Source organism: Rhodococcus gordoniae, from assembly GCF_001646655.1.
In the GTDB taxonomy this organism is placed as follows: Bacteria; Actinomycetota; Actinomycetes; order Mycobacteriales; family Mycobacteriaceae; genus Rhodococcus; species Rhodococcus gordoniae.
In genome coordinates this window covers 1-22,807 of the sequence record NZ_LPZN01000040.1, presented here as the reverse complement: position 1 = coordinate 22,807, position 22,807 = coordinate 1, and the positions used below count along the sequence as shown (strand labels likewise).

The following is a 22,807-nucleotide window of genomic DNA, read 5'->3' as shown; positions in this document are numbered from 1 at the left end:
TAGACCAGGTCCCACAGGTCGGGGTTACGTTGGATCTCACTGATCTTGAACGATTGGATTTTGTTGCCGTGGGCGTCTTTCAGTCGCAGGACACGACTGGGCCCATCAGCGGAGAAGCGGATGCGAGTGAGATGGTAGGTATCGACCCAGCTGTCGTGCCATTGGACCCAGGTGGCTCCGGCTGCGGTCCAGTGGTTTCCCTTGCCGAAGAACAACAATAGTGAACTTCCAGGGATGATGACCCACATGATCCACCAGTGGATCCAGCGAAAGTCTCCATTGATGACGGTGAGGTACACGACCAAGATTGCCGCTATGAGGAATGCGCCGATGTATCGGTCGCGCACGGTGGGTTGGAGCCATTCGAGAACGGGGCCGAGATGCTCCGGTGTTTTCGGCGGCTTACGGGGATGTCTGTCGGCCGGTGTGTATTCGGTTACGTGGTGGATGCGTGGCGCGCGAGGTGGGCGAGGCTCGCCGTTAACCGCGTCGGGCAGCGGAGGAAGATCGGTTGCGTTCATTAATGTCCTCAGAACAGATTGCCCACCCAGCGTGCCGCAGACCCGGCAGCACCGGAGATGTCGTCCCAGTGTTCGATTACTTCGCCCACACCGAACGCGACACCGACCCCGGCGCCGACGGCGAGCAACGTGACGGGACCGCCGGCTGCGCTCGCGAGTATTAGTTCGGTCGCTACGGTTCCTGCGACGAACCCACCGACATCCTTCGCGACTGCCTTTACCGCTTCTCCGGTTGTTTCGGCATTCATCACGTCACTTGCGGTCTGGCCAGCGGTGAGAGCCAGTCCTAGATAAGGAACTTTCGAGCCCACACCCGCCAGAGTTGATCCTTTGGGAAACAGGTCGCCGAGGTTACCGCCGACACTCGAAACGAACTTGTTGTCACCGAGCCCGGCAAGCAGTCGAGAGTTCTCCGCAGCGAACCGTGCAGCATCGTCCGCTCCGCCTTGGAAGGCTCGAACAGCCCTGGCGGCTGTTGCTTCAGGGTACGGATCGCCAAGTCGCGCCGCTTCGGCAGCAAGCTCACGCAGCCGGGCGAGGGTCGCACCTCGCGTAGCGGCTTCGTTGCCCCATTTCGACAGCTCGGAGACTGTCGTCGCTATGTATCCGCCCACGGTATGCGCCAAGAGCCATTCCCACTGGGCTTCTGCGTCCTTCAGGATCGTCGTTGGCCCGCGCAAGGCTTCCGCGAGCGCGCTGTGCGCCCCGGTTTCGGCCGCGCGACCTTCCGCAACGAGCCCCGCAGCCGCCTCGTAGGCTGCGATCTGCTTCGTCCGAAGTACCTGGGGTGCGATGTCGTACGAGTTCGGATCGACGCTGAGTGGCTCACCGATCCCGACGCCGAACTCCACGGGAATACCGGCTTCCGCCGCTGTCGCCTCGGCCTGCGACATGCGTGACCGGGCGGTGACGAGCCCGTCGGCGAATGCGCGCAGAGCAGCGGCAATCACGTCGATCTGGTCTGCAGCCTCGGTGGTCCCCGTGATGACGCGGTCGAGCGTCGTGCGGAACGCATCTCCCGCAGGGCTTCTGAACTCGTATTCGGATTCGGTGCGTCCGTCACGTGCCGACTTCAGCCGGTCGTTCACACCCGTGGCAAGGGCAGTGAGCGAATCCGCGCATGCGTAGCAGGAGGTGGGGTCGCCGAAGACTTGGGTGTCGAGGCTCATCCCTCACCGGCCTTCGCCATCTCCTGAGCAGTGTGCGACTCGGCGTCCTGGTAGGCGCGCAGACTGTCCTGGGTGGCGTCTGCTGCATCGGCCAGCGACCGGACCGCCGCGTCCAGCGCGGAAGCAATCGACCCGAGAGTGTCCACGAGCAGTGCGGTGGCGGCACCCGCGTCGGGTATCGGTGCTGGATCGGATCCGAGTTCGTCGATTCCCATCGCTCCGGTCGCCAGGTGCTTCGCGACCGTGTCGAGGTCGCCGATGTCGATGCTCACCGGGTCTCTCTCCTGCCGAGTGGGGCCTCGAACGGACGGTCGTCGTCCCCGACCGGGGGTGGCGGTGGTTGTCGACCGTCGAGCAGGACCACGTCGTACCCGGTGGTCCGGTGGATCTCCTGCAGCCCTGTGCTGTCGACGCCCATCCACGGCTGCTGCGGTCCACAACAGCGGACCAGTTCCTTCGGTGAGGTGTAGGCGGGCAACGCCAGCCGGCCGTCGGGCAGTGTGCGCATCTCGAGCCGAACGTGCCCGGAACTGTCGCGGCGTCGGATCGGCACATACAGAACGTCGCTCATCGAATCCCCCGATTCCGTCGTACCCCCCGTACGACTCGCCGCGACCTTACCGTAGCGGCGATGAGTTTCCGGCTCCTGCCCGGTCGGTATCTGCGACAGCACCGCTGCCCACCTACCAGGAGGCCGTCATGAACACCTTCACCGCATCCACCACCGGCACCCGCGACGACATCGCCGCGGCACCCTCACGCGCCGCCCGCATCGCAGGCCTGATCGTCAGCGGTCTCGTCGTCCTGTTTCTGCTGTGGGACTCGATCATCCACATCGCCAACGTTTCGCAGGTGCAGGACGCGATGGCCGATCTCGGGTTCGACCCGAGCCTCAACCGGGTGTTCGGCGTCGTCCTACTCGTCTGCCTGATCGCCTACGTCCTGCCGCCCACCGCAATCCTCGGCGCCGTACTCCTCACCGGCTATCTCGGCGGTGCTGTCGCGACGAATCTGCTCACCGAACAGCCCATCGTCAGCACGACTCTCTTCCCGATCTACACCGGAATTCTGGTATGGGGTGGATTGTGGTTGCGCGACATCGGGGTTCGTCGCATCATGCCGGTTCGCCCGTCGCGGTGACGACGACGAACGGCCCCACCTCGGTCACGGTGAATCGGGGATCGTCGAACAGTTCCTTGGGGAAGGTCACCGTGTACCGCCGCACATTGGGATCGTTCGGGTAGACGTCCTCGGCCAGACGCAGCGTGTAGCCCTCGGCGCCCTGTCGGAAGACGACGGCGTCGGGGGCTCTCCATGGCAGCTCCTCCCACGCGGCGAGCAGTTCGCCGGGGGAGGAGAGCTCCGGCCACTCCTCGATAGCTGCGGCCCGCGCGGAGAACTCCGCCAGCGGGTTGGCGTAGTGCGAGGTCAGGGCCTGGAAACCGAAGTACGGGTAGTAGGCGAGGAAAGACGTGTCGGCCGTGAGGACCACGTGGTCGTCACGCTCGCCGCCCAACTGCGACAGCAGGACGTCATCCACCTCGGCGTAATAGGACGCGGCACCGGCGGGTCGCTGATCGGCGCGTTCGCCGGCCCCGTCGGTATCGGTGTAGGCGACGGTGATCTCGCCGGCGAGTACCTGCGGAATGTTCTGCGCGAACGCCAGCGCACCCAGAGCCCCCACTGCCACGAGCACCCGGCGCACGCGCGGGTTCTCGCTGGTGGCCAGGCTGATCCACCGCGAGAAATCGACGAAGGCGAAGGCGCCTGCGGCAGCGAGCAGTACGAGCAGGATTACCTCGAGCCGGAACGCGAGCAGGGTGTTGCCCACGGCGGTCAACGCCATCGAGGCGAGGTACCACAGGTAGACCGCGATCACCCCGAGCCCGAGCGCCTGCGCCCGATGCGACGACGACGCCCGGCCCACGAGCCACACGGTGCCCAGCAACGACAACAGTCCGATTAGGGACATGTGGAACATCGGCAACGGCAGTCGCGCACCGGCATCGGGGAGATAGTGGGTCGCGGTCCCGGACTCGGACGGGGGATTACCGCCCAGCACGTCGAACACGAACGGCGCCCACACGATCAGAGCGACGAGGACCGCGATCGCCGCCATCACCACGAGACGCGTGAGGACGGGAAGAGCCGCGCGCCACGATTCACCGGCTCGACGCGCGAGGTATGCCGCGACGACGGCCATCACCGTCACCGCGAACGCCGCGATGCCGAGATAGAGGGTGTAGAAAGTCGCGGCGAGTCCGAGGAACAGGCCCGTCCCCACCACGGCGCCCCAACCCTGCCGTGCGCGTTTCCGGTAGTCGGAACTACCGGAAACACGCACGGGTGCGAACGCACCCCAGGCCAGCACCAACGCCGGCGCGACCAGCACGGCGATCACCGCTCCGTAGGGTTCCGGCGAACCGTAGGCCAGCACGACCAGCGTCGTCGCGGTGGCGGCGAGCACCGCCAGATCGGAGCGGACCAGTTCGGACCACAGCACCAGCGCGACGACCGCCGCGACCGCCAGCGAGCCGATCGCATACGGCTTGAACGCTTCCCAGCCGTCCATACCCAGCAGATTCGCGACACGGCCACCGATCCAGAACCACCCGGCCGGATAGAACGACGGCAGGTCGGCGTAGTTCATGTCGCGCAACGCCGCGCTGTCCGTCAGTCGTGTGAGGAACTGGGTGCGGAACTCCTGGTCGACGGAGATGCCGTGCAGGTAGAGGCGGGTCGCGGCGAGCGGCATCCCGAGGGTCGCGGTGACCAGGCCGGACAGCGCCGCCCACGACAGCACCCGCGCACCCGTCACCCATCTGCGGCGACGCAGCAGATAGATCGACAGACCGAGCGCGGCGAGCGCGGCGAACTGCATGACGGTGGTGACGGCCTGCGTCACGTTCGACGAATTGAACGCAGGCCACTGCACTCGGGCGAACGCGAACAGCCCCACCGCGGACACGACGATCGCGACGACCACCGCCATCGTGAGACGGCCTGCGGTCGTCGCGATCTTCCGGAGTGGGGCGACGGGAATGGTGGTGCTGCTCGCGTCTGTCACAGGAGCCGAGCCTACTGACACCACCGGTACCGGCCGGGGATCAGATGGGCAGCTTGCGGAAGATCGCGCGCGGCAGGTGACGCAGCACGATCATCACGAACCGGAAGGTGCCCGGCGCCCAGACGATCTCCTTGCCGCGATCGGAGGCCGCGACAGCGAGCTTCGCGACATCTTCCTTGTTCACGGTGAGCGGGGCCTCGTCGACGTGCGCGCTGAACTGCGTGCGCACCTGGCCGGGGCGCACGACGGTCACGCGCGGCCCGAACGGGCGCAGCGCCTCACCGAGTCCGAGGAAGAAGCCGTCGAGGCCGGCCTTGGTGGAACCGTAGACGAAGTTGGCGCGTTTGACGCGCTCGCCGGCAACCGACGACATCGCGATGATGCGGCCGAAGCCCTGCGCCTTCATCTTCTCGCCCACCAGCACACCCACGGAGACAGCGGCGGTGTAGTTGACCTCCGCGACCCGCACGGCCGTGCTCTGGTTCTGCCACAGCTCCTCGGCGTCGGCGTCGAGGCCGAAAGCGACGATCGCGATGTCGACGTCGCCGTCCTTCCATGCCTTGTCGATGACGGCCGGGTGGCTCGCGGTGTCGAGTGCGTCGAAGTCGATCAGGTCGACCTGGGTCGCGCCTGCGGACTTCGCCTGGGCGACGGCGTCCTCACGACGCGGGTCGCCGGGCAGGGCCGCGAGGATCACGCGGGCCGGTGCCTTGCGCAGGTACTCCTCGACGATGGCCAGGCCGATCTCGGAGGTGCCACCGAGCAGCAGCAGGGTCTGGGGATTGCCGACGGCGTTGATCATCAGTGGAGTTCCAACCTTCTGGACATATCGGAGGCGAAGACGTTCGTGGGGTCGACGGAGCGGCGCACCTTCAGCCACTCGTCGATCCGCGGGTACATGGCGTGGAAGGTCTCCGCGTCGGTCCGCGAATCCTTCGCGGTGTAGAGGCGACCACCGAACTCGAGGACCCGCTTGTCGAGCTCGCGCACGAACTCGTTCAGGCCCGGCTTGATCCGGAAGTCGACGCAGATGTTCCAGCCGGGGATGGGGAAGCTGAGCGGAGCCTTGTTCCCTTCACCGAACAGCTTGAACACGTTGAGGAACGAGTGATGTCCCGACGCCTGGATGTCGCGGATGATCTTCTTGAACTCCTCGACCGCTTCCGGCGGCACCACGAACTGGTACTGCAGGAAGCCGTTGGGTCCGTAGCCGCGGTTCCACTCCCCGAACAGGTCGAGGGGGTGGTAGAACGCCGTCAGATTCTGGACCTGGTTGTCGGCGTTCTTCGTCTTCCGGTAGTACAGCTCACCGATCACCGAGAAGTTGAACTTGTTGGCCAGCCCGTTCGGGAATACGTCGGGCAGGGTCAGCAGGGTCGGCGCGTCGAACTTGAGCGGGTCCTTCTGCAGCTTCTTCGGCAGCTGGTCGAGCTTCGCGAGGTTGCCTCGGGAGACTGCGGCGCGGCCGAGCTTCGGCTCCGGCGAGATGGCGTCGAACCATGCGCTGGAGTAGTCGTAGTTCGCTTCCGAACCGTCGCTGTGCAGGGCGATCGTCTCGTCGAGCGACTCGGTGCGGCGGCTGTCGGCGATGAAGTACGCCGTCTCCGTGGGGGTCATCTCGATGGTCGCGCGCAGGATGATGCCTGTCAGACCCATTCCGCCCACGGTCGCCCAGAACAGCTTGGCGTTGCGCCCGGTGGGGGTGCACGTGCGGACCTGGCCGTCGGCGGTGAGCAGGTCGATGGACTTGACGTGGTTGCCGAAGCTGCCCGCGCTGTGGTGGTTCTTGCCGTGGATGTCGGCACCGATCGCACCACCGATGGTGACCTGGCGCGTGCCCGGCAGGACGGGCACCCACAGACCGAACGGCAGCGCGGCGCGCATGAGCTGGTCGAGGCTCACACCACCGTCCACCACGACCTTGCGGGAGTCACGGTCGATGCTGTGGATCTTGTTCAGCGCCGTCATATCGACGACGAGCCCGCCCGCGTTCTGCGCGGGGTCGCCGTAGGAGCGTCCGAGCCCGCGTGCGATCACGCCGCGCCGCAGGTGCGACGGCTTCGACTCGTTGTCTTCCGCGACCCGCGCGACCGCCTTGGCGATCACTTCGACGTCGGGGGTGGACAGCACCTCTGCGGTGGTCGGCGCAGTGCGCCCCCAGCCGGTCAGGGTGCGGGTCTGGGTGGGGAGCGGCTCGCTCGCCTGCTCCGTAGCTGTCGTGGACATCGGGATAAAGGCTACCCGTGTGTCCTGGTCACCCGGCAAGATGCTGTTCCTCACGGGCGTTACCCTCGTCTGCGTGCCGGAATCCCACGACCATGTGCAGCCGCTGCCGGAGCATCACGCCCCACTGGCTCCCGAACTGCCGTTGACCGATTCGACGGCCGACGAAGCGCTGGACCTGAAGACGCAGCTCACACGGTTCGTCCTGACCGGTGGGTTCTCGGCGATCGTCGACTACGGCCTGTACGTCCTGCTCATGGCGCTGGGTGTGACCCGCGACGTGGCGAAGGCCCTGTCGTTCGTGGCCGGCACCACCACCGCCTACCTGATCAACCGCCGCTGGACCTTCAAGGCCCCGCCGAGCCGCGTTCGTTTCGCAGCCGTGGTGGTCCTCTACGCAGTGACGTTCGCCGCACAGGTCGGCATCAACCGTGTACTCAACGAAGCCCTCGGCGACGAGTGGTGGGTCACGCCCTTCGCCTTCGTCGTCGCCCAAGGCGTCGCGACGGTGATCAACTTCGTCGTCCAGCGGGTCGTGATCTTCCGCCTGCGCTGATCTGGTTGGTTCGACGGCGACATACACGGTCGGACCAACCAGATCCGAGCTGTGTGGAACCGGTCCGGCTCCTGTGGCGTCGAACCGGATATGTCACGCTCTCGAGCACACGCGATCATGGCCAGGCAGGACGGTGTCGTCACCCGCGATCAGGCGGTGCGGTGCGGTCTGAGCATCGCAATCATCGATCACTACGTGCGGTCGGGTGAATGGGTCTCACTGGTTCCCGGTGTGTATCTCCGTGCCGATCGGGAGCGGACCCCTTCGGTGCACCTTCGCGCCGCTGTCTACGGTGCGGGACGTGCGGCGACGGCATGGGGTCCGAGCGCCGCGTGGTGGCACGGAATCCTCGACAGGCCTCCCGCCCGTTACTTCGTCACCGTCCCACATGGGCGGGCCATCGTGAGAAACGGGAATGTGCACCTCCGTCGCAGGGACCTGCCCGCCGACGACATCGTGACCGTGCGCGGGCTGCGGGTCACAGGTGTACCTCTCACGGTGTTGGAGGCAGCGGTCGAGCTGAAAGAGGGTTCCGTCCTCATGGACAGAGCACTTCAACGACACACGTCGTTGGCTCTGCTGGAGCGGTCCCACCTGAGGAATCCGGGACGTCGTGGGTCGCGCGCTGCGGAGAAATTGTTGTGCACCGCCCGGGACGGCGGGCATTCCCAGGCCGAACGCATCTTCCATCGGGTGCTACGTCAGGCAGGGTTCACCGGCTGGCGTGCACACGTGATGAGCTGTGGATACGAGATCGACGTGGCGTTCGAGACCGATCGGGTAGCGATAGAGATCGACGGCTGGGCGTGGCATCGCGACGCGGAGCGTCATCGTCACGACACCGCACGACAGAACATCTTGATCAACGCGGGTTGGCATGTTCTGCGATTCACCTGGCACATGCTGACGCAGGACCCGGACGGGGTGGTCGGACAGATTCGTGCGGCACTCGCTCGGTGATCCGGTTGTTTCGACCGCGCCGACCGCCGTCGAAGCAACCGGATCGGGGCTATCGAGCGGTCCAGCCGGCGACGCCACGCACGAGCGTGAAGCTGACATTGCCGTCGATGGTGACGTATGCGGAGATCTTCCCGGCTCCGGTCTCCGAAGGAAGCAGGTTGCTGTTCGCCGGCACCTTCCCGCGCTCACCAGTGGTCTCGTTGTGCCAGTGCACGGTGCACGGGCAGAACGGGGAGCCGATACCACCGACCCACAGCGGCAGTTCGGGGGAGGCGGGGTCGGTTCGGAGCACAATCGGCGCGTTGATGAAAGGTGTTGCATTACCGGCGTATCCGCTCGAGCCCGTATCGAGGTACATACCCACCGTATTGGTGAACGACGTCCAGCCCGGGTCTGCGGAGGCGGTGGAAGCGCCGGTGACAACGAGACCGGCTGCGACGGCGGCCGTGATGCCGGCGCTCGTGACGCGCCGAAGAGTTGCATTCACATTCACAGTAAGGTCCTGACTGTTCGGAAATCGGCAAGGGCGCACTGTGAGAGCTATCGACAAGCGGGCCGGGATGTTACAAACCGTTACTCGTTCCCTGGAAGTGCGGGAGACGACCCGCGTCGCGGGCGTCGGCCAGGGTGGGTGCCGCCCGGTCCTTCGCCGACAGTTCGTAGGTCAGCGACCTGCCGTCAGGTCCCGTTGTCGGCCAATCGATCCCGATCTCCGGATCGAGCGGGTTCACCTCGTGCTCGCGGTCGGGGTTGTAGCCCGTCGAGCACAGGTAGACGACGGTCGAGTTGTCCTCGAGGGCAAGGAAACCGTGACCGAGGCCCTCGGAGAGGAAGATCGCGCGTCGGTCCTTGGTGTCGAGCAGCACCGAATCCCACTGCCCGAAGGTCGGCGACCCCACCCGCAGGTCGACGACGACGTCGAGCACCGACCCCGACACGCACGTGACGTACTTCGCCTGTCCCGGAGGCACATCCGCGTAATGGATGCCGCGCAGTACCCCGGCGGCGGACACCGAGCAGTTCCCCTGCGCCAGCTCCAAGGGGCGGCCGGACGCGTCGGTGAAACTGTCCTGCTTGAACCACTCGAGGAACACACCCCGGTCGTCGCCGAACTGTTTCGGCGTGATCTCCCACGCCCCGGCGACCTTCAGTTCGCGGTAGTGCACCTAGCGGTCCTTTCCTCGTTCGAGCAGATCGAGCAGGTAGCTGCCGTAGCCCGACTTCACCAGCGGCTCGGCCGCGGCGCGCAGTTGCTCGTCGTCGATGAACCCGAGGCGCCACGCGACCTCCTCGGGCGCACCGATCTTCAATCCCTGACGTTGTTCGATGGTGCGCACGAAGTTCGACGCGTCGAGCAGCGAGTCGAAGGTGCCGGTGTCGAGCCAGGCGGTACCGCGCGGCAGCACCTCGACCTGCAGTTTCCCCGCTTCGAGGTAGGTGCGGTTGACGTCGGTGATCTCCAGTTCGCCGCGCGCCGACGGCTTCAATCCTCGGGCGATCCCGACGACGTCGTTGTCGTAGAAGTACAGCCCCGGCACCGCGAAGTGCGACTTCGGGTCGTCGGGTTTCTCCTCGAGCGACAGGGCGCGGCCGGTGGAGTCGAATTCGATCACGCCGTAGGCCGACGGGTCGGATACCCGGTACGCGAACACCGCACCGCCGTCGATGTGGGCGAACCGTGTGAGTTGGGTGCCCAGGCCGGGGCCGTAGAAGATGTTGTCGCCGAGGATCAATGCGACCGGCTCGGTGCCGATGTGGCCGGCGCCGAGGACGAACGCCTGCGCCAGTCCGTCGGGCGACTGCTGAATCGTGTAGGTGATGTTCACCCCGAACTGCGAGCCGTCGCCGAGCAACCAGCGGAACTGCTCGGCGTCGTGCGGGGTGGTGATCAGGAGGATGTCGCGGATCCCGGCGAGCATGAGCGTCGACAGCGGGTAGTAGACCATCGGCTTGTCGTAGACGGGCACGAGCTGCTTGCTCACGCCCTGGGTGATCGGATGCAGACGCGAGCCCGTCCCACCCGCGAGGATGATTCCGCGCATGCCGGACAGTCTCGCATGAGTAGGCTTGCGCCAATGAGGCTGCTCGTCACCGGTGGTGCCGGTTTCATCGGCGCGAACTTCGTCCACCAGACCGTCGCGGAACGACCGGACGTGCAGGTCACCGTGCTCGACAAGCTCACCTACGCCGGCAACCGCGCCTCCCTCGACCCTGTCGCCGAGAAGATCACCTTCGTCCAGGGCGACATCGCCGACGCCGACCTCGTGCACCGGCTCGTCGCCGAGACCGATCTGGTGGTGCACTTCGCCGCCGAATCCCACAACGACAACTCGCTGGCGAATCCCGCACCGTTCGTGCAGACGAATCTGGTGGGCACCTTCACCCTGCTCGAGGCCGTCCGCAGGTACGACGTGCGTTATCACCACATCTCCACCGACGAGGTCTACGGCGACCTGCCGCTGAACGATCCGATCAAGTTCACCGAGACCACCGCCTACAATCCGTCGAGCCCCTATTCGTCGACGAAGGCCGGCTCGGATCTGCTGGTGCGCGCCTGGGTGCGTTCGTTCGGCGTCCGCGCGACCATCTCGAACTGTTCCAACAACTACGGCCCCTACCAGCACGTGGAGAAGTTCATCCCCCGCCAGATCACCAACGTGCTCACCGGCGTGCGGCCGAAGCTCTACGGCACCGGCACCAACGTGCGCGACTGGATCCACGTCGACGACCACAACAGCGCGGTGTGGACGATCATCGACGAGGGGGCCCTCGGCGAGACCTACCTGATCGGCGCCGACGGGGAGACCGACAACCGCACCGTCGTCGAAACCGTCCTCGAGCTGTGCGGCCGGGACCGCAGCGAGTTCGATTTCGTCACCGACCGCCCCGGCCACGACCTGCGCTACGCCATCGACGCGACCCGCCTGCGCACCGAACTGGGCTGGCAGCCCCGCTATCGTGACTTCCGGGAAGGCCTGGCGGCCACCATCGACTGGTATCGCAGCAACGAACAGTGGTGGACGTCACAGAAGCGCACCACCGAGGCCGCCTACAGCCGCATCGAACGCGTTCTGGGCGGATAACCTGCGCCGCAGAGGGCGTTCCGGGCACAATTCGCGAATGGGTCGAAACGCTTCTGCAAGGTGTGCGCAACCAGGACGCTCCTGTTCCCGCTGCTACTGTCGCATCGACTACAGCGGATCGACCACGAGCGGGGAGTAGCCCGATGGAGCAGGCAGCTGCCGGCGACACCACAACGATCGGACACGACGCGGACGCGCTGGACGAAGTCCTCACCGAGCCGGTGCGTCGCGACCGGCTGATCGTCCAGCGCGGCGTCTTCGCATCTCTGTCGCCGCGCGTGCCGGAGAAGATGTACGTCCACACGAAGGGTGGCGCGGCGTCCGACCGCTACGGGCTGCAGCTCGCCGACGGCGCGACCGCCCACACCAACACCTATTTCGGCCGCTTTCCCGCGACGTTCTGGCAGCGCTGGACCGACGTGAAGACCGTGAACCTGCAGCTCACCTACGGCTGCTCCGGTACGGCTGAGTTCACCGTGTGGGCGTCCGATGCACGCGGACGCGAGCGGATCGTGACGGTCGAGACGGTGTCGGGTTCGGGCGAGCTCGACCTCGAGTTGCCGATCGAGCGGTTCGTCGACGGCGGTGCGATGTGGTTCGCCGTCGATGCCGGCAACGGGTCGGTGCTCGTCTCCGATGCACGCTGGACGGTCGCCGCTCCCGAGCACCTGCGTCCCGCGGCCGTGGTCATCTGCACGTTCAACCGCGCCGACGACTGCACCGTCACCGTCGGCACCCTTGCCTCGGACGACGGGGCGATGGCCGACATCGAAGCGGTGTGCATCGTCGACCAGGGCACCGATCAGGTGCGCTCGCGCTCGGCGTTCGCGGAGGTCGCCGACAAGCTCGGCGACAAGCTCATCTACCTGACCCAGCCGAATCTCGGTGGCGCGGGTGGTTTCTCGCGCGGCATGTACGAGATCACCGGTTCCGCCAAGGCCGAGCACGCCAACGTCATCGTCATGGACGACGACATCCTGTGCGAACCCGAATCGGTGTTGCGTCTCAACGCTTTCGCGAACATGACCGTGCAGCCGACGATCGTCGGCGCCCAGATGCTGTCGCTGAGCAATCCCCAGGTCCTGCACGTCTCGGCCGAGCGTGAGGTGCTCGACGAGATCACCGCCGGCGCACTGACTCCGGGTGCGCGCATGGGCATCGACCTCGTGAAGAAGAAGCAGGACATGCGTTTCGACGCCGGCTGGAACGGCTGGTGGACCTGCCTGCTGCCCGCCGAGATCATCGCCGACTGCGGTCTGCCCATCCCGCTGTTCTTCCAGTGGGACGACATCGAATACGGCATCCGTGCCCGGTACGCGGGTCACCCCACGGTCACCCTGCCCAATGCGGGTGTGTGGCATGCCGACTTCTATCTCAAGGACTACGACGACTGGGCGCGCTATTTCAGCATCCGCAACGGTCTGATCGTCTCGTCCATCTACGGGCGCTTCGACGGTAACGACATGTCGAAGTACCTGTTCCGCAAGATCAGCGAGCTCATCGTCTCGATGCAGTACGGTCTCGCCGCGACCTTCGTCAAGGCTGCGGAGGACTTCCTCGCCGGACCGGACTTCCTCTACGACGGCGGCCAGTCCGTGCTGAAGGAACTGCGCGAACTGCGCGACCGCTATCCCGAGACGAAGCCGCTTCCGGCCGCGCAGGTGGGCAAGGAATCCGACCCGCACACGCAGATGTCGGTCTGGCAGTTCGAGCCCGACAAGAAGCGCGAGGGCCTGGTGCTGCTCAAGCGTGCCGTGCAGCAGTTCGCCGGCAAGGTCGACCGCCGGACGGTCACCGTTCCCGCTCACTTCGCATCGTGGTGGCACGTGTCGTTGTTCGACAAGGCCGTCGTCACCGACGCCTCGCAGAACGCCGTGCGGGTGCGTCACCGCGACAAGGACACCGCCGTCGACCTCGCGAAGCAGGCCGCCAAGGTGTGCTGGCAGCTCCGCAAGGAAGCGCCCCGGATGAAGACGGTCTGGCAGGAAGCGCTCCCCAAGCTCACGAGCCGCGAGAACTGGGCGCGCCTGTACGGCATCGACGGGTAGACCGTGAGGGCATGGTCGCTTCCCCTGCTGATCGGGGTTGCGACCGTGCTCGTCGCAGGGGCGTTCTCGTGGGTCCCCTCGCTGTGGTGGGACGAGGCCGCCACCATCTCGAGTGCCGACCGGTCGGTCGAGGGGATGCTCCGCGTCCACACCCGGATCGACGCCGTCCACGGCCTGCACAATCTGCTGCTGCACTACTGGTTCTCCCTCGTGGGCGTCGACGAGTTCACCGCCCGCCTGCCCGGTGTGCTCGCGCTCGGGGTGGGTGCCGCAGCCGTCACCGCGACCGGCCAGGTGCTGGCGGGTCGTCGCGTGGGGATCGCCGCCGGGGTGCTGTTCGCGCTGTCGCCGCGGGTGACCTGGGCGGCAACCGAAGCGCGGTCCTATGCCTTCGCGGCGGCGCTGGTCGCGGTGTTGTCGCTGCTGGTCGCGCTCGGGTGCACGACCGGCCGTAGACGGTGGTGGGCGCTGTACGCACTCGTCCTGCCGATAACGACGGTGATGTTCGTGTACTCCGCGACGGTCGTCGTCGCGCATGCCGTCACCGTACTGGTCCGTGGTCGTGGGCGCGGCGCGTTCCTGTTGTCCGCAGGGGTTGGCGCGGCCTTGTCGACGCCGTTCGTCCTGCTCGCCTACTCGCAGGCCGAGCAGGTCGCGTGGATTCCTCCGCTCGATTCGACGATCGTCCGCACGATCGTCCTGGACCAGTGGTTCCCGCAGGCCCCGTGGACGGCTGTGCTGTTCGCCGCGCTCACCGTCGCCGGGGTGATCGTCGCGGTCCGTCGTGGTGTGGAGCCGGGGGAGCGCACCCTACTCTGGCTCGCGGTACCGGGCTTCGCCGTGCCGATGGTGCTGCTGCTCGGCTACTCGCTGCTCGAGGACAATATGTACCTCGAGCGTTATCTGTCCTTCACCGTCCCCGCGATGGTGCTGCTGGTGGGCTGGGCCGCCGCCCGTGTCGCGACCCGCTGGTGGTCGATGCTGATCGTGCTGACCGCGGTCGCCGTCAGTGTCGCGCCGGCTTACGTGCAGCAGCGACAGCCGTTCGGCAAGCCTGGCGGGATGGACTACAGCGTGATCGCCGACCGGCTCGTCGAACGCTCCGAACCCGGCGACTGTGTGGCCTTCGAACCGCGCGTCTCGTGGGCGCCGACGTCGTTGCGCGCGGTCGTCGACGCCCGGCCCGACGCGGTGGAGGGCCTCGACGATGTGGGGCTGGGAGACGACGCCGTCGACCGCGTCAACCTGTGGTCGACCGACGCCCCACCTTCGGAACTCGCCCGACGCGCGGCCGCCCGATGCGAGGTGCTGTGGGTGATCGCCGACGGCGAGCGCGAGACCGGTTTCCGGGTGTGGCACCCGAACAACGTGTGGTGGCGGTTCGATCCCCACCGGTTCACCGAGACGGACACCTACCGGGAGCTCGGGGCCGTCGGTTTCCGGATCACCGACCGAGAGCCGATCAACCGCTCACAGTTGATCCGGCTCGAACCGGCTCAGACCCAGTAGGCGACACGCGAGCGGTAGTTGCGCATGGCGAGCAGGGCCACACCCCAGCCGACGACGGTGATGATCAGGACGATCACCCAGTGGTAGAGCTGCTGGTCGCCGCCGAGCAGCGGGGTCCGCACGATGTCGAGGAAGTGGTACAGCGGGTTGAGCTCGGCGATCCGCGCCCGGCCCTCGTTGCCGGTGCCCTCGAGCGTCTTCTCCGTCCAGATGATCGGCGTCATGAAGAACAGCAGCTGGACGATGCTGCCGAGCAGCGGCGCGATGTCGCGGTAGCGCGTGGCGAGGATGCCGAACACCAGCGACACCCACACCGCGTTGATCGCGATCAACGCCAGCGCCGGGATGGCGAGGAATGCCGTCCAGTACAGCTGACGGGGGAAGACGATGAGGATGCCGATGTAGATGACGATGTTGTGCGCGAACAGGATCATCTGCCGCCACACCAGCCGGTAGACGTGCACACTCAACGGCGTCGGCAGCTGTTTGATCAGGCCCTCGTTCGACATGAACACGTCCGAGCCCTCGAGGATCGAACCGCTGATCAGGTTCCAGATGATGAAGCCGAGCGCGACGTACGGCAGGAACTCCGGGACATCGAGATTGAACAGCGTGCCGTAGAGCACACCCATCGCGATCGCCGACACACCCGTGGCGATCGTGATCCAGAACGGGCCGAGCACCGACCGGCGGTAGCGCTGCTTGATGTCCTGCCAGCCGAGCAGCAACCACAGTTCGCGGTGGTTGAAGCCTTCGCGCAGATCCTGGAACGCGCGCCGGAACGAGCGTGAGGACGACTCGATGGGTTCGTCGTCGACGGTGAGGGCATCAGACACGGGTCCCGAGCCTACCCGCGGCGCAAATGTGACCTGTGGGGGCGCGGGGTGAGCGGGACTCCCGACGGATGCGCAGGTCCTGTCGATCTTGCACGATTTTCTCGACGAGACGTGCACGCCGGAGCCTGTGCCTACAGGCTCCACGTCTGCCGGCCGAGCACCCGGTTCTCGTAGTGGTAGACGTTGACGCGACTCGCGACGAAGATCCACAGGCCGAACGTGAGAGTCGTGTCGACCGCCGAGGGCAGCGCCAGCGCGGCTGTGAGGACGCCGAGTACGATACCGACGCCGAACACCACCAGCGCCTTCTTCCACAAGCGCAGGTACAACAGGTAGAAGATGCCGAAGAGGAACCCGAGCAGGTTCATGTTCAGCTTCATTCGCTGCCGCATCGGCAGGGCGCGGAAGGCCGCGGTGTACTCGGGAGACGTCTTCGTCAACCCCGGTGTGCCGTATGCGGCGAAGAATCCGAAGCGGAACCGCCACGTCTCGCTCAGGCCCTCGAACCTGTCGGAGCCGGCTGCGGGCATGCTGAGGTCGGTCATGATCCCCCCGATCGTCGCGGTCGTTCCCCCTGAACGACCCGCAACAGTATGCACATCTGTCACGCGGGAAACACGATCGGGTGCAATCGAAGCCGACGTTGTTGTCGAGTTCTCGGCGTTTCCTCGCACACAACGTCGGACTCGATGGCTCCTCGTCGTCCATATGGCCGGGGTCGCCCAGCCACGCATTGGCGACGAGCGCACCGGAGGTGATCGCGTACTTGTTGCGGCGCCGCCCGGTCGGGACGTGTCGGCCACCTCGTCTATACAGTTCTGTTGGTCTCCTTCGAGCAGGACAAGGTGGTAGCGCCGAGTGATTACCGGTGACGTCAAGAGCAAGGTCGACGCGGTCTGGGACGCGTTCTGGACGGGTGGCATCTCCAACCCGCTCGAGGTGATGGAGCAGATCACCTATTTGCTGTTCATCAGGCGTCTCGATGACGAGCAGACTCGTGCGCTGAACAAAGCCAACATGCTCGGACGTGATCCGGAGGGCAACCCGTTCCCGATCGGCACGGACGAAGAGGGCCGCGACTACAACGACCTGCGCTGGTCGGTGTTCAAGAACATGCAGGCCGACGACATGTTCCACACCGTCGGCGAGCGCGTCTTCCCCTTCATCAAGAACATGCGTGGTGAGGAGTCGACGTACGCGCACTTCATGAAGGACGCGCGCCTGACAATCCCGAACGCCGCGATGCTGGTGCGGGTGGTGGATCGGCTCGACAAGGTGCCGATGGAGAACCGCGACACCAAGGGCGACATCTACGAGTATCTGCTCGCCAAGATCGCCAGTGCCGGCCAGAACGGTCAGTTCCGTACGCCGCGCCACATCATCCAGTTGATGGTGGAGATGACGCAGCCCAAGCCGGGCGACCGCATCGTCGACCCCGCCTCGGGTACGTGCGGCTTCCTCGTGGCTGCGTCGGAGTACATGCGCGAGAACCATGCCGACGAGATCAACTCGGGCGCGGGTCGCGAGCAGTTCCACCACGACATGTTCCACGGCTTCGACTTCGACAACACGATGCTGCGCATCGGCTCGATGAACATGTTGCTGCACGGCATCGAACAGCCCGACGTTCGCTACCGCGATTCGCTGGCAGAGGCCAATACCGATGACGCGGGTGCCTATTCGTTGATCCTTGCGAATCCGCCGTTCGCGGGGAACCTCGATTACGAGAGCACCGCGAAGGATCTGCAGCAGATCGTCAAGACGAAGAAGACCGAACTGCTGTTCATGACACTCTTTCTTCGGTTGCTGCAGCCGGGTGGTCGCGCGGCGGTGATCGTGCCCGACGGCGTTCTGTTCGGTTCGTCGAAGGCACACAAGACGTTACGGAAGATCCTGGTCGAGGATCACAAGCTCGACGCTGTGGTGAAGTTGCCGTCGGGTGTGTTCAAGCCGTATGCGGGTGTGTCGACGGCGATCCTGTTCTTCACGAAGACGGATTCGGGCGGCACCGACTACGTGTGGTTCTACGAGGTGCAGTCCGATGGTTACTCGTTGGACGACAAGCGCACTCCGCTGCTCGGCGAGAGCAAGCTGGGTGTGCTTGCGGGTGAACTCTCCGACGACGAGCACTCGAAGAACAACCTGCCGGATGTGCTGAAGCGCTGGTTCGATCGCAACGACGGTGAACTGAGCCGTGAGCGTACGGAGCAGTCGTTCTGCGTGCCCAAGGACGACATTGCGGCGCAGGACTACGACCTGTCGTTGAACCGCTACAAGGAAATCGTCCACGAAGAAGTGGAACACCGTGCGCCCGAAGAAATCCTGGACGAGCTGGATCGGCTCGAGAAAGAGATTGCCGACGGGATGGCGCAGCTGCGGGGGATGTTAGCTGGGGGTGCTGAGTGAGCGAGTGGCCGCTTGTCCCCCTATCCGAGGTGGCCGACTGGGGCAGCGGAGGAACCCCGTCGAGAAGTAATCCCGAGTTTTATGGCGGAGATATTCCGTGGGCGACTATTGCTGATCTCACGGACGGACCCGTTCTCTCGACTGGGGAATCGATCACACGTGCTGCTCTTGCATCTAGTTCAGCAAAGCTGGTTCCAGAAGGATCTGTGCTGGTTGCGATGTACGGGTCGATTGGAAAACTTGGCATCCCACAGGTACCAATGGCCACAAATCAAGCGATCGCATTTGCTACTCCGCGTCAGGGGGTGCTTGATAGACGCTTCTTGTTCCATTTCCTTCGTGCTCAGCGTAGGCCTCTATTGGCGGCGGGAAGAGGTGGAACGCAGGCCAACATTAGTCAAACTATATTGAAGTCGTGGCAAATTCCTCTCCCGCCGCTGTCCGAGCAGTGTCGCATCGCCTCCATCCTCGACCACGCCGACACCCTCCGCGCCAAGCGCCGCGAAGCGATCGCCCGCCTCGACGAACTCACCCAGTCAATCTTCATCGACATGTTCGGTGATCCGGTTGTGAACAGGAAGGCTTTCCCGGTTGTACCACTCACTCAAGTGGGGCACCTCTACAGTGGGGGAACGCCGTCGAAAGCCACGCCAGACAATTGGGAGGGGTTCTTGCCGTGGTTCTCGCCGAAGGACCTTAAAAGGGATGATCTGTTCGATTCGCAGGATCACATCAACGAGCGGATCACAGACCGCACCTCGCTGAAGTTGCTACCACCGGATACGGTGGTGTTTGTTGTCAGAGGGATGATCTTGGCGCATTCCTTTCCTGTGTCCATTCTGCGCGTACAGGCAACTATCAACCAAGATATGAAAGCAGTTCTACCGAGTGTCGATGTGACTTCCAACTTCCTCGCGCACAATTTGCGCGTACAGACGAACAACATCTTGGCCCAGGTATCCACGGCGGGTCACGGGACCAAAAGGCTGGATTTTGACGGGATGTCACGAATTCCGGTCCTCCTTCCACCAATTGAATTGCAACGCGAGTTCGATGCCCGGATCGAACTTATTCGACATTTGAGAACGCGGCATCAAGTCGCGCTCTCAAGCGTCGATATGTTGTTTTCGTCATTGCAGGCACGCCTCTTCTGCGGCGCGTTGTGACGCTTCATGCGTCGCAGGGTTGTAGACGGTGGCTAACTGCGGCCGGTCTGCTGAGTGTGTTCACTCCTACAGTTGTCGCGGTCGGCGAGGGCTAATTCGAATAGCAAGGAAAACAATGGCTTTGAGTCCGGCGGCTTCGGAAGAGAACTTCCGCAGGCTCGAACGAGACGAAGAGATGTTGGCGGGGTCCATAGGTCTGATCTCGGCTTATCTCGAATGCGCTTTCCTGATCCGGCGCCCGAAGAAGTCGAACGGTGGACGCTGAGTTGCCTGCCGGCCACCAATCGAGGCTCACGGCTGTTCACGCTCAACATCGGCCCAATGGAAGTGTTGTTCGTCGACCGAGCCGACGCTTCGGGCGACGATCTGACAGCAGGGTTCATATCGCTGTACGTGTCGCGTTCCGTGCTCGAAGAAGAAGGCGGTACGTCGATCGAGGCGCTGGAGCAGTCGGCGACGGCGGTCGAGCTGATTCCGAGTCAGCTCGTCTCGGCCGACGGGGACGCGATCCGATTGGTTGCTCATGCCGCGGACGACACTGCCGTCGAGGAACTCGACGCGCTCATTGGCAGTGGACTTCCCATCCTTCGTTTGGTGGAGAAGCTGGTGGCGAAAGGGAAGGGTTCGTTCGAGCAGTACCACAACCGGTGGCTCGCTGCTGCCGTGCTCGACGAGATCGAACGAAACGCTGCGGCCTGAGAAGAGAGGAAAGAAGAGGGCGCCCTGCGGGCGGCTGTGCATGACCGATCGGAGACCCTACGGGTCCCTGTATTGCCTTCGGCCCCTTCCCCAACGCTGCCCGGTCGCCATGCCCCGATAGACCGTCTCGGCCAGCACTTCTGGCCCCACGTCGCAGGTGACGTGCGGCTTGTGCTGGACCCGGTCGTTCGTGTCGACCCGCACGATCGGGTGCTCCACCACCAGCTATGGAGACGAAGGATACTGGTGCCCAGTCGGTTTCGAACACGAGGAATAGCACCCCGGTTCGCAGCGTCGATGCGCTGACGTCGGACTGTGGGAGACGAGCGACGAGCTGCGTCGACGTGCCTCGGATACCGGAACGGCCCTCGCGCACGACGATGCAGAGAAACGCCTCGAGCCCTCCGACCATTACGGCCGGAGGGCAGAACAGTCAGGACGTCGGTGATGAACCTGGGGGCCAGGTGAAGAATCGGCCGGCGCGGACCAGTGCGCTCGCGGCTGACTGCGGATGCTCGCCTCTGGAAGGCGTGTGGATAGAATCCACCCTACGGTGCATGACAGTTCCGTTCTGTCGTGTGCCCAGACCCCGGAGTGGTGTTGGTAGCACCTTCCGGGGTCGACCTGTATTCAGGCCGGTGCAGGGATGATCGCACGGGCTGCATCCAAGGTCAACTCGAACGTGTGTTCCAATCCGATAGGGCTGTCAGGATTGAAGCCGCACTTCGATCGGGAACTCCGCCAAGCAAACCTTTCCGGAGGTCAGCCGCAGATTTACGATCCCAGGCCGGCTGACGGTCAAGGACACTCGCCCCACCAGAGACCGCCTGACGATCGCGTCTTCCCAATCTGGGACCTCGGCCCGAGTTGCACCAGGTTGGTCGATTTCCGGGGTAGTCCGACATATCCGTGCAGGTAGCGGCGGTGCGCGTTCGGAAGATGGCACACTAACGGCTCGGTAGACTTTCGGCCCGTGGCCGCCTACATCCGCAAAGTCCGCACCGCCTCGGGAGCAACCGCGGTGCAGATCGCGGCCAAACAGGGCCGCCGCGACAAGGTCCTCGAGCACCTCGGATCGGCCCACACCGACAGCGAACTCGCCGCCCTGCTCGAAACCGCCCGGGAAAGACTGCTCGCCGGCCAGCAGGAACTCGACCTCAACCTCGGCGCAACCACCAGCAGCGGACCGCCGACGATCACCGGCAAGCGGTCTCGGTGGTTGATCGAGGTCATCGCTGCTGCGTGGCGAGGTCTCGGCTTCGATGTGGTCGACAACGACGCGTTCTTCCAGCTCGTGGCAGCCCGCATCGTCGAGCCGACGTCGGTTGCGGACGCGGGCAGGGTGCTGCGGGAGATCGGGATCGCCCCCGCCCACCGCAACACCTTCGTGCGGACCCTGCAGCGGTGCACCGCCCACGGTTACCGCGACGACATCGCGCAGCGGTGTTTCGAGCATGCCGCTACCGCGGGGGATCTGAACCTGCTGCTCTACGACGTGACCACCTTGTATTTCGAAGCCGAGAAGGAAGACGAGCTCCGCAAGGTCGGATACTCCAAGGAACGCCGGGTGGACCCGCAGATCGTCGTCGGTCTGCTCGTCGATCGCACCGGATTCCCTTTGGAGATCGGGTGTTTCGAAGGAAACCACGCCGAGACTCGCACCATCGTGCCGATCGTGCGGCAGTTCCAGGCCCGCCACGATCTCGAGGGTGTGGAGATGGTCATCGCCGCCGACGCCGGGATGCTGTCGTCGACGAATCTGAAGGACCTCGACGCTGCCGGCCTGAAGTTCATCGTCGGCTCGAGGGTGACGAAGGCCCCGGCGGATCTGGCCAGTCATTTCCACTGGAATGGGGACGTGTTCACCGACGGGCAGGTCATCGACACGGTCACTCCACGGCACGCCAAAACCGTGGTCAACGACCTCACCCGTCGTAGTGAACCGGTGTGGGAGCCGGCCGACACCTCGGCGTGGCGGGCGATCTGGGCGTACTCGACCACCCGTGCCGTGCGGGACAACCAGACGCTGAACGCCCAAGAAGCCCGGGCCCGGGAGGTCGTCGACGGCACCCGTGCTGCCCGAACACCGCGGTTCGTCAAGAGCACCACGAAGGGCAAAACCCTCGACTCCGATGCTCTGGCCCGGGCGCGTTCGCTGATCGGCCTGAAAGGTTACGTGACCAACCTGCCTGTCTCGCTGATGAATCCGCAGGAGGTGATGGCGAAGTATCACGATCTGTGGCACGTCGAGCAGTCGTTTCGGATGTCGAAGACCGACCTGCGGGCCCGCCCGATCTTCAGCCACACCCGGGAGTCGATCGAGGCGCACCTGACCATCGTGTTCACTGCGCTGGCGATCTCGCGCTACCTGCAGGACGCGACTGGGATGTCGATCCGGAAGATCGTGCGGACCCTGCGTCCCTTGCAGGAAGTGACCGTCACCATCGCCGGGCACGAACACACCGCCTTCGATCCTCTCACCGACGACGCCGTGCACATCCTCGACTCCCTCGAGATCTCGAATCCCGGGTCAAAGTTGGCACACTAATCTGGTGCAACTCGGG

Annotated in this window: 22 protein-coding genes; 10 read left to right on the top strand and 12 right to left on the bottom strand. The window is 64.9% G+C overall.

Going from position 1 to position 22,807, the window contains the following annotated elements; translation table 11 throughout:
* The 4 genes from A8G18_RS15290 to A8G18_RS15275 all read right to left on the bottom strand — a co-directional run.
* A partial coding sequence (locus A8G18_RS15290) for a hypothetical protein (RefSeq protein ID WP_245207891.1) occupies positions 1–521 on the bottom strand: 521 nt, incomplete at its 3' end.
* A gap of 8 nt (positions 522–529) precedes the next feature.
* On the bottom strand, positions 530–1,690 hold the full coding sequence (locus tag A8G18_RS15285) for a hypothetical protein (RefSeq protein WP_064064540.1): 1,161 nt from the start codon (positions 1,688–1,690) through the stop codon (positions 530–532).
* Complete coding sequence (locus A8G18_RS15280; protein WP_064064539.1) at positions 1,687–1,962, bottom strand: hypothetical protein; 276 nt, start codon at positions 1,960–1,962, stop codon at positions 1,687–1,689. The genes A8G18_RS15285 and A8G18_RS15280 overlap by 4 nt, the downstream gene beginning before the upstream one ends.
* The gene (locus tag A8G18_RS15275; protein ID WP_064064538.1) at positions 1,959–2,261 is read right to left on the bottom strand and encodes an SAV_915 family protein; all 303 of its coding nucleotides are present in this window, start codon (positions 2,259–2,261) and stop codon (positions 1,959–1,961) included. The genes A8G18_RS15280 and A8G18_RS15275 overlap by 4 nt, the downstream gene beginning before the upstream one ends.
* Positions 2,262–2,389: 128 nt before the next feature.
* Here A8G18_RS15275 and A8G18_RS15270 point away from each other — a divergent pair, with 128 nt between their 5' ends.
* Positions 2,390–2,830 (top strand): DoxX family protein, encoded by a 441-nt coding sequence (locus tag A8G18_RS15270; protein WP_064064537.1) that lies wholly within the window; start codon positions 2,390–2,392, stop codon positions 2,828–2,830.
* Here A8G18_RS15270 and A8G18_RS15265 read toward each other — a convergent pair.
* The 3 genes from A8G18_RS15265 to dprE1 form a co-directional block, all read right to left on the bottom strand.
* Positions 2,805–4,682: a galactan 5-O-arabinofuranosyltransferase gene (locus tag A8G18_RS15265; RefSeq protein ID WP_064064542.1), complete on the bottom strand. Its 1,878-nt coding sequence runs from the start codon at positions 4,680–4,682 to the stop codon at positions 2,805–2,807. The two genes, A8G18_RS15270 and A8G18_RS15265, sit on opposite strands and share 26 nt — an antisense overlap.
* A gap of 115 nt (positions 4,683–4,797) precedes the next feature.
* Positions 4,798–5,559 carry a decaprenylphospho-beta-D-erythro-pentofuranosid-2-ulose 2-reductase gene (gene dprE2, locus A8G18_RS15260; protein WP_064064536.1) on the bottom strand — a complete coding sequence of 254 codons (762 nt, stop codon included), beginning with the start codon at positions 5,557–5,559 and terminating at the stop codon, positions 4,798–4,800.
* On the bottom strand, positions 5,559–6,983 hold the full coding sequence (gene dprE1 / locus A8G18_RS15255; RefSeq protein WP_019290337.1) for a decaprenylphosphoryl-beta-D-ribose oxidase: 1,425 nt from the start codon (positions 6,981–6,983) through the stop codon (positions 5,559–5,561). Before dprE1 ends, dprE2 begins: the two co-directional genes overlap by 1 nt.
* A gap of 19 nt (positions 6,984–7,002) precedes the next feature.
* On the opposite strand from dprE1, the gene A8G18_RS15250 reads away from it, so the two are divergent.
* Both A8G18_RS15250 and A8G18_RS15245 read left to right on the top strand, forming a co-directional pair.
* Positions 7,003–7,536, top strand: coding sequence for a GtrA family protein (locus tag A8G18_RS15250; protein WP_006553463.1), 534 nt, complete (start codon positions 7,003–7,005; stop codon positions 7,534–7,536).
* 90 nt (positions 7,537–7,626) lie between these two features.
* Entirely contained in the window at positions 7,627–8,496 is an 870-nt protein-coding gene (locus tag A8G18_RS15245) for a DUF559 domain-containing protein (protein ID WP_064064535.1), read from the top strand.
* 49 nt (positions 8,497–8,545) lie between these two features.
* Here the strand turns inward: A8G18_RS15245 and A8G18_RS15240 are convergent, their stop codons facing one another.
* The 3 genes from A8G18_RS15240 to rfbA form a co-directional block, all read right to left on the bottom strand.
* Positions 8,546–8,983 carry a hypothetical protein gene (locus A8G18_RS15240; protein ID WP_245207890.1) on the bottom strand — a complete coding sequence of 146 codons (438 nt, stop codon included), beginning with the start codon at positions 8,981–8,983 and terminating at the stop codon, positions 8,546–8,548.
* Positions 8,984–9,059: 76 nt separating this feature from the next.
* Entirely contained in the window at positions 9,060–9,662 is a 603-nt protein-coding gene (gene rfbC / locus A8G18_RS15235; RefSeq protein WP_064064533.1) for a dTDP-4-dehydrorhamnose 3,5-epimerase, read from the bottom strand.
* Positions 9,663–10,538 carry a glucose-1-phosphate thymidylyltransferase RfbA gene (rfbA, locus tag A8G18_RS15230; protein ID WP_064064532.1) on the bottom strand — a complete coding sequence of 292 codons (876 nt, stop codon included), beginning with the start codon at positions 10,536–10,538 and terminating at the stop codon, positions 9,663–9,665.
* Between the two features lie 33 nt (positions 10,539–10,571).
* Here rfbA and rfbB point away from each other — a divergent pair, with 33 nt between their 5' ends.
* From rfbB to A8G18_RS15215, 3 genes are all read left to right on the top strand, one after another.
* Entirely contained in the window at positions 10,572–11,579 is a 1,008-nt protein-coding gene (gene rfbB / locus A8G18_RS15225) for a dTDP-glucose 4,6-dehydratase (RefSeq protein WP_064064531.1), read from the top strand.
* A 143-nt stretch (positions 11,580–11,722) separates the two neighbouring features.
* A complete protein-coding gene (locus A8G18_RS15220) occupies positions 11,723–13,627 on the top strand; it encodes a glycosyltransferase (protein ID WP_064064530.1) in 1,905 nt (634 codons plus the stop codon).
* Positions 13,628–13,630: 3 nt separating this feature from the next.
* A complete protein-coding gene (locus A8G18_RS15215; protein ID WP_064064529.1) occupies positions 13,631–15,136 on the top strand; it encodes a glycosyltransferase family 39 protein in 1,506 nt (501 codons plus the stop codon).
* Here the strand turns inward: A8G18_RS15215 and wzm are convergent.
* Complete coding sequence (gene wzm / locus A8G18_RS15210) at positions 15,124–15,972, bottom strand: galactan export ABC transporter permease subunit Wzm/RfbD (protein WP_016931471.1); 849 nt, start codon at positions 15,970–15,972, stop codon at positions 15,124–15,126. The two genes, A8G18_RS15215 and wzm, sit on opposite strands and share 13 nt — an antisense overlap.
* A gap of 131 nt (positions 15,973–16,103) precedes the next feature.
* Positions 16,104–16,517, bottom strand: a complete 414-nt coding sequence (locus A8G18_RS15205; RefSeq protein ID WP_064064528.1) for a DUF2628 domain-containing protein — start codon at positions 16,515–16,517, stop codon at positions 16,104–16,106.
* 313 nt (positions 16,518–16,830) lie between these two features.
* Here A8G18_RS15205 and A8G18_RS15200 point away from each other — a divergent pair, with 313 nt between their 5' ends.
* The 4 genes from A8G18_RS15200 to A8G18_RS15185 all read left to right on the top strand — a co-directional run bounded on the left by A8G18_RS15200 (position 16,831) and on the right by A8G18_RS15185 (position 22,791).
* Complete coding sequence (locus A8G18_RS15200) at positions 16,831–18,378, top strand: type I restriction-modification system subunit M (RefSeq protein WP_064064527.1); 1,548 nt, start codon at positions 16,831–16,833, stop codon at positions 18,376–18,378.
* A 29-nt stretch (positions 18,379–18,407) separates the two neighbouring features.
* Positions 18,408–19,544, top strand: coding sequence for a restriction endonuclease subunit S (locus A8G18_RS22535; RefSeq protein ID WP_167352101.1), 1,137 nt, complete (start codon positions 18,408–18,410; stop codon positions 19,542–19,544).
* Between the two features lie 72 nt (positions 19,545–19,616).
* The gene (locus A8G18_RS22860; protein ID WP_147290702.1) at positions 19,617–20,243 is read left to right on the top strand and encodes a hypothetical protein; all 627 of its coding nucleotides are present in this window, start codon (positions 19,617–19,619) and stop codon (positions 20,241–20,243) included.
* 973 nt (positions 20,244–21,216) lie between these two features.
* Entirely contained in the window at positions 21,217–22,791 is a 1,575-nt protein-coding gene (locus A8G18_RS15185) for an IS1634 family transposase (protein WP_064064525.1), read from the top strand.
* Positions 22,792–22,807 lie beyond the last annotated feature (16 nt).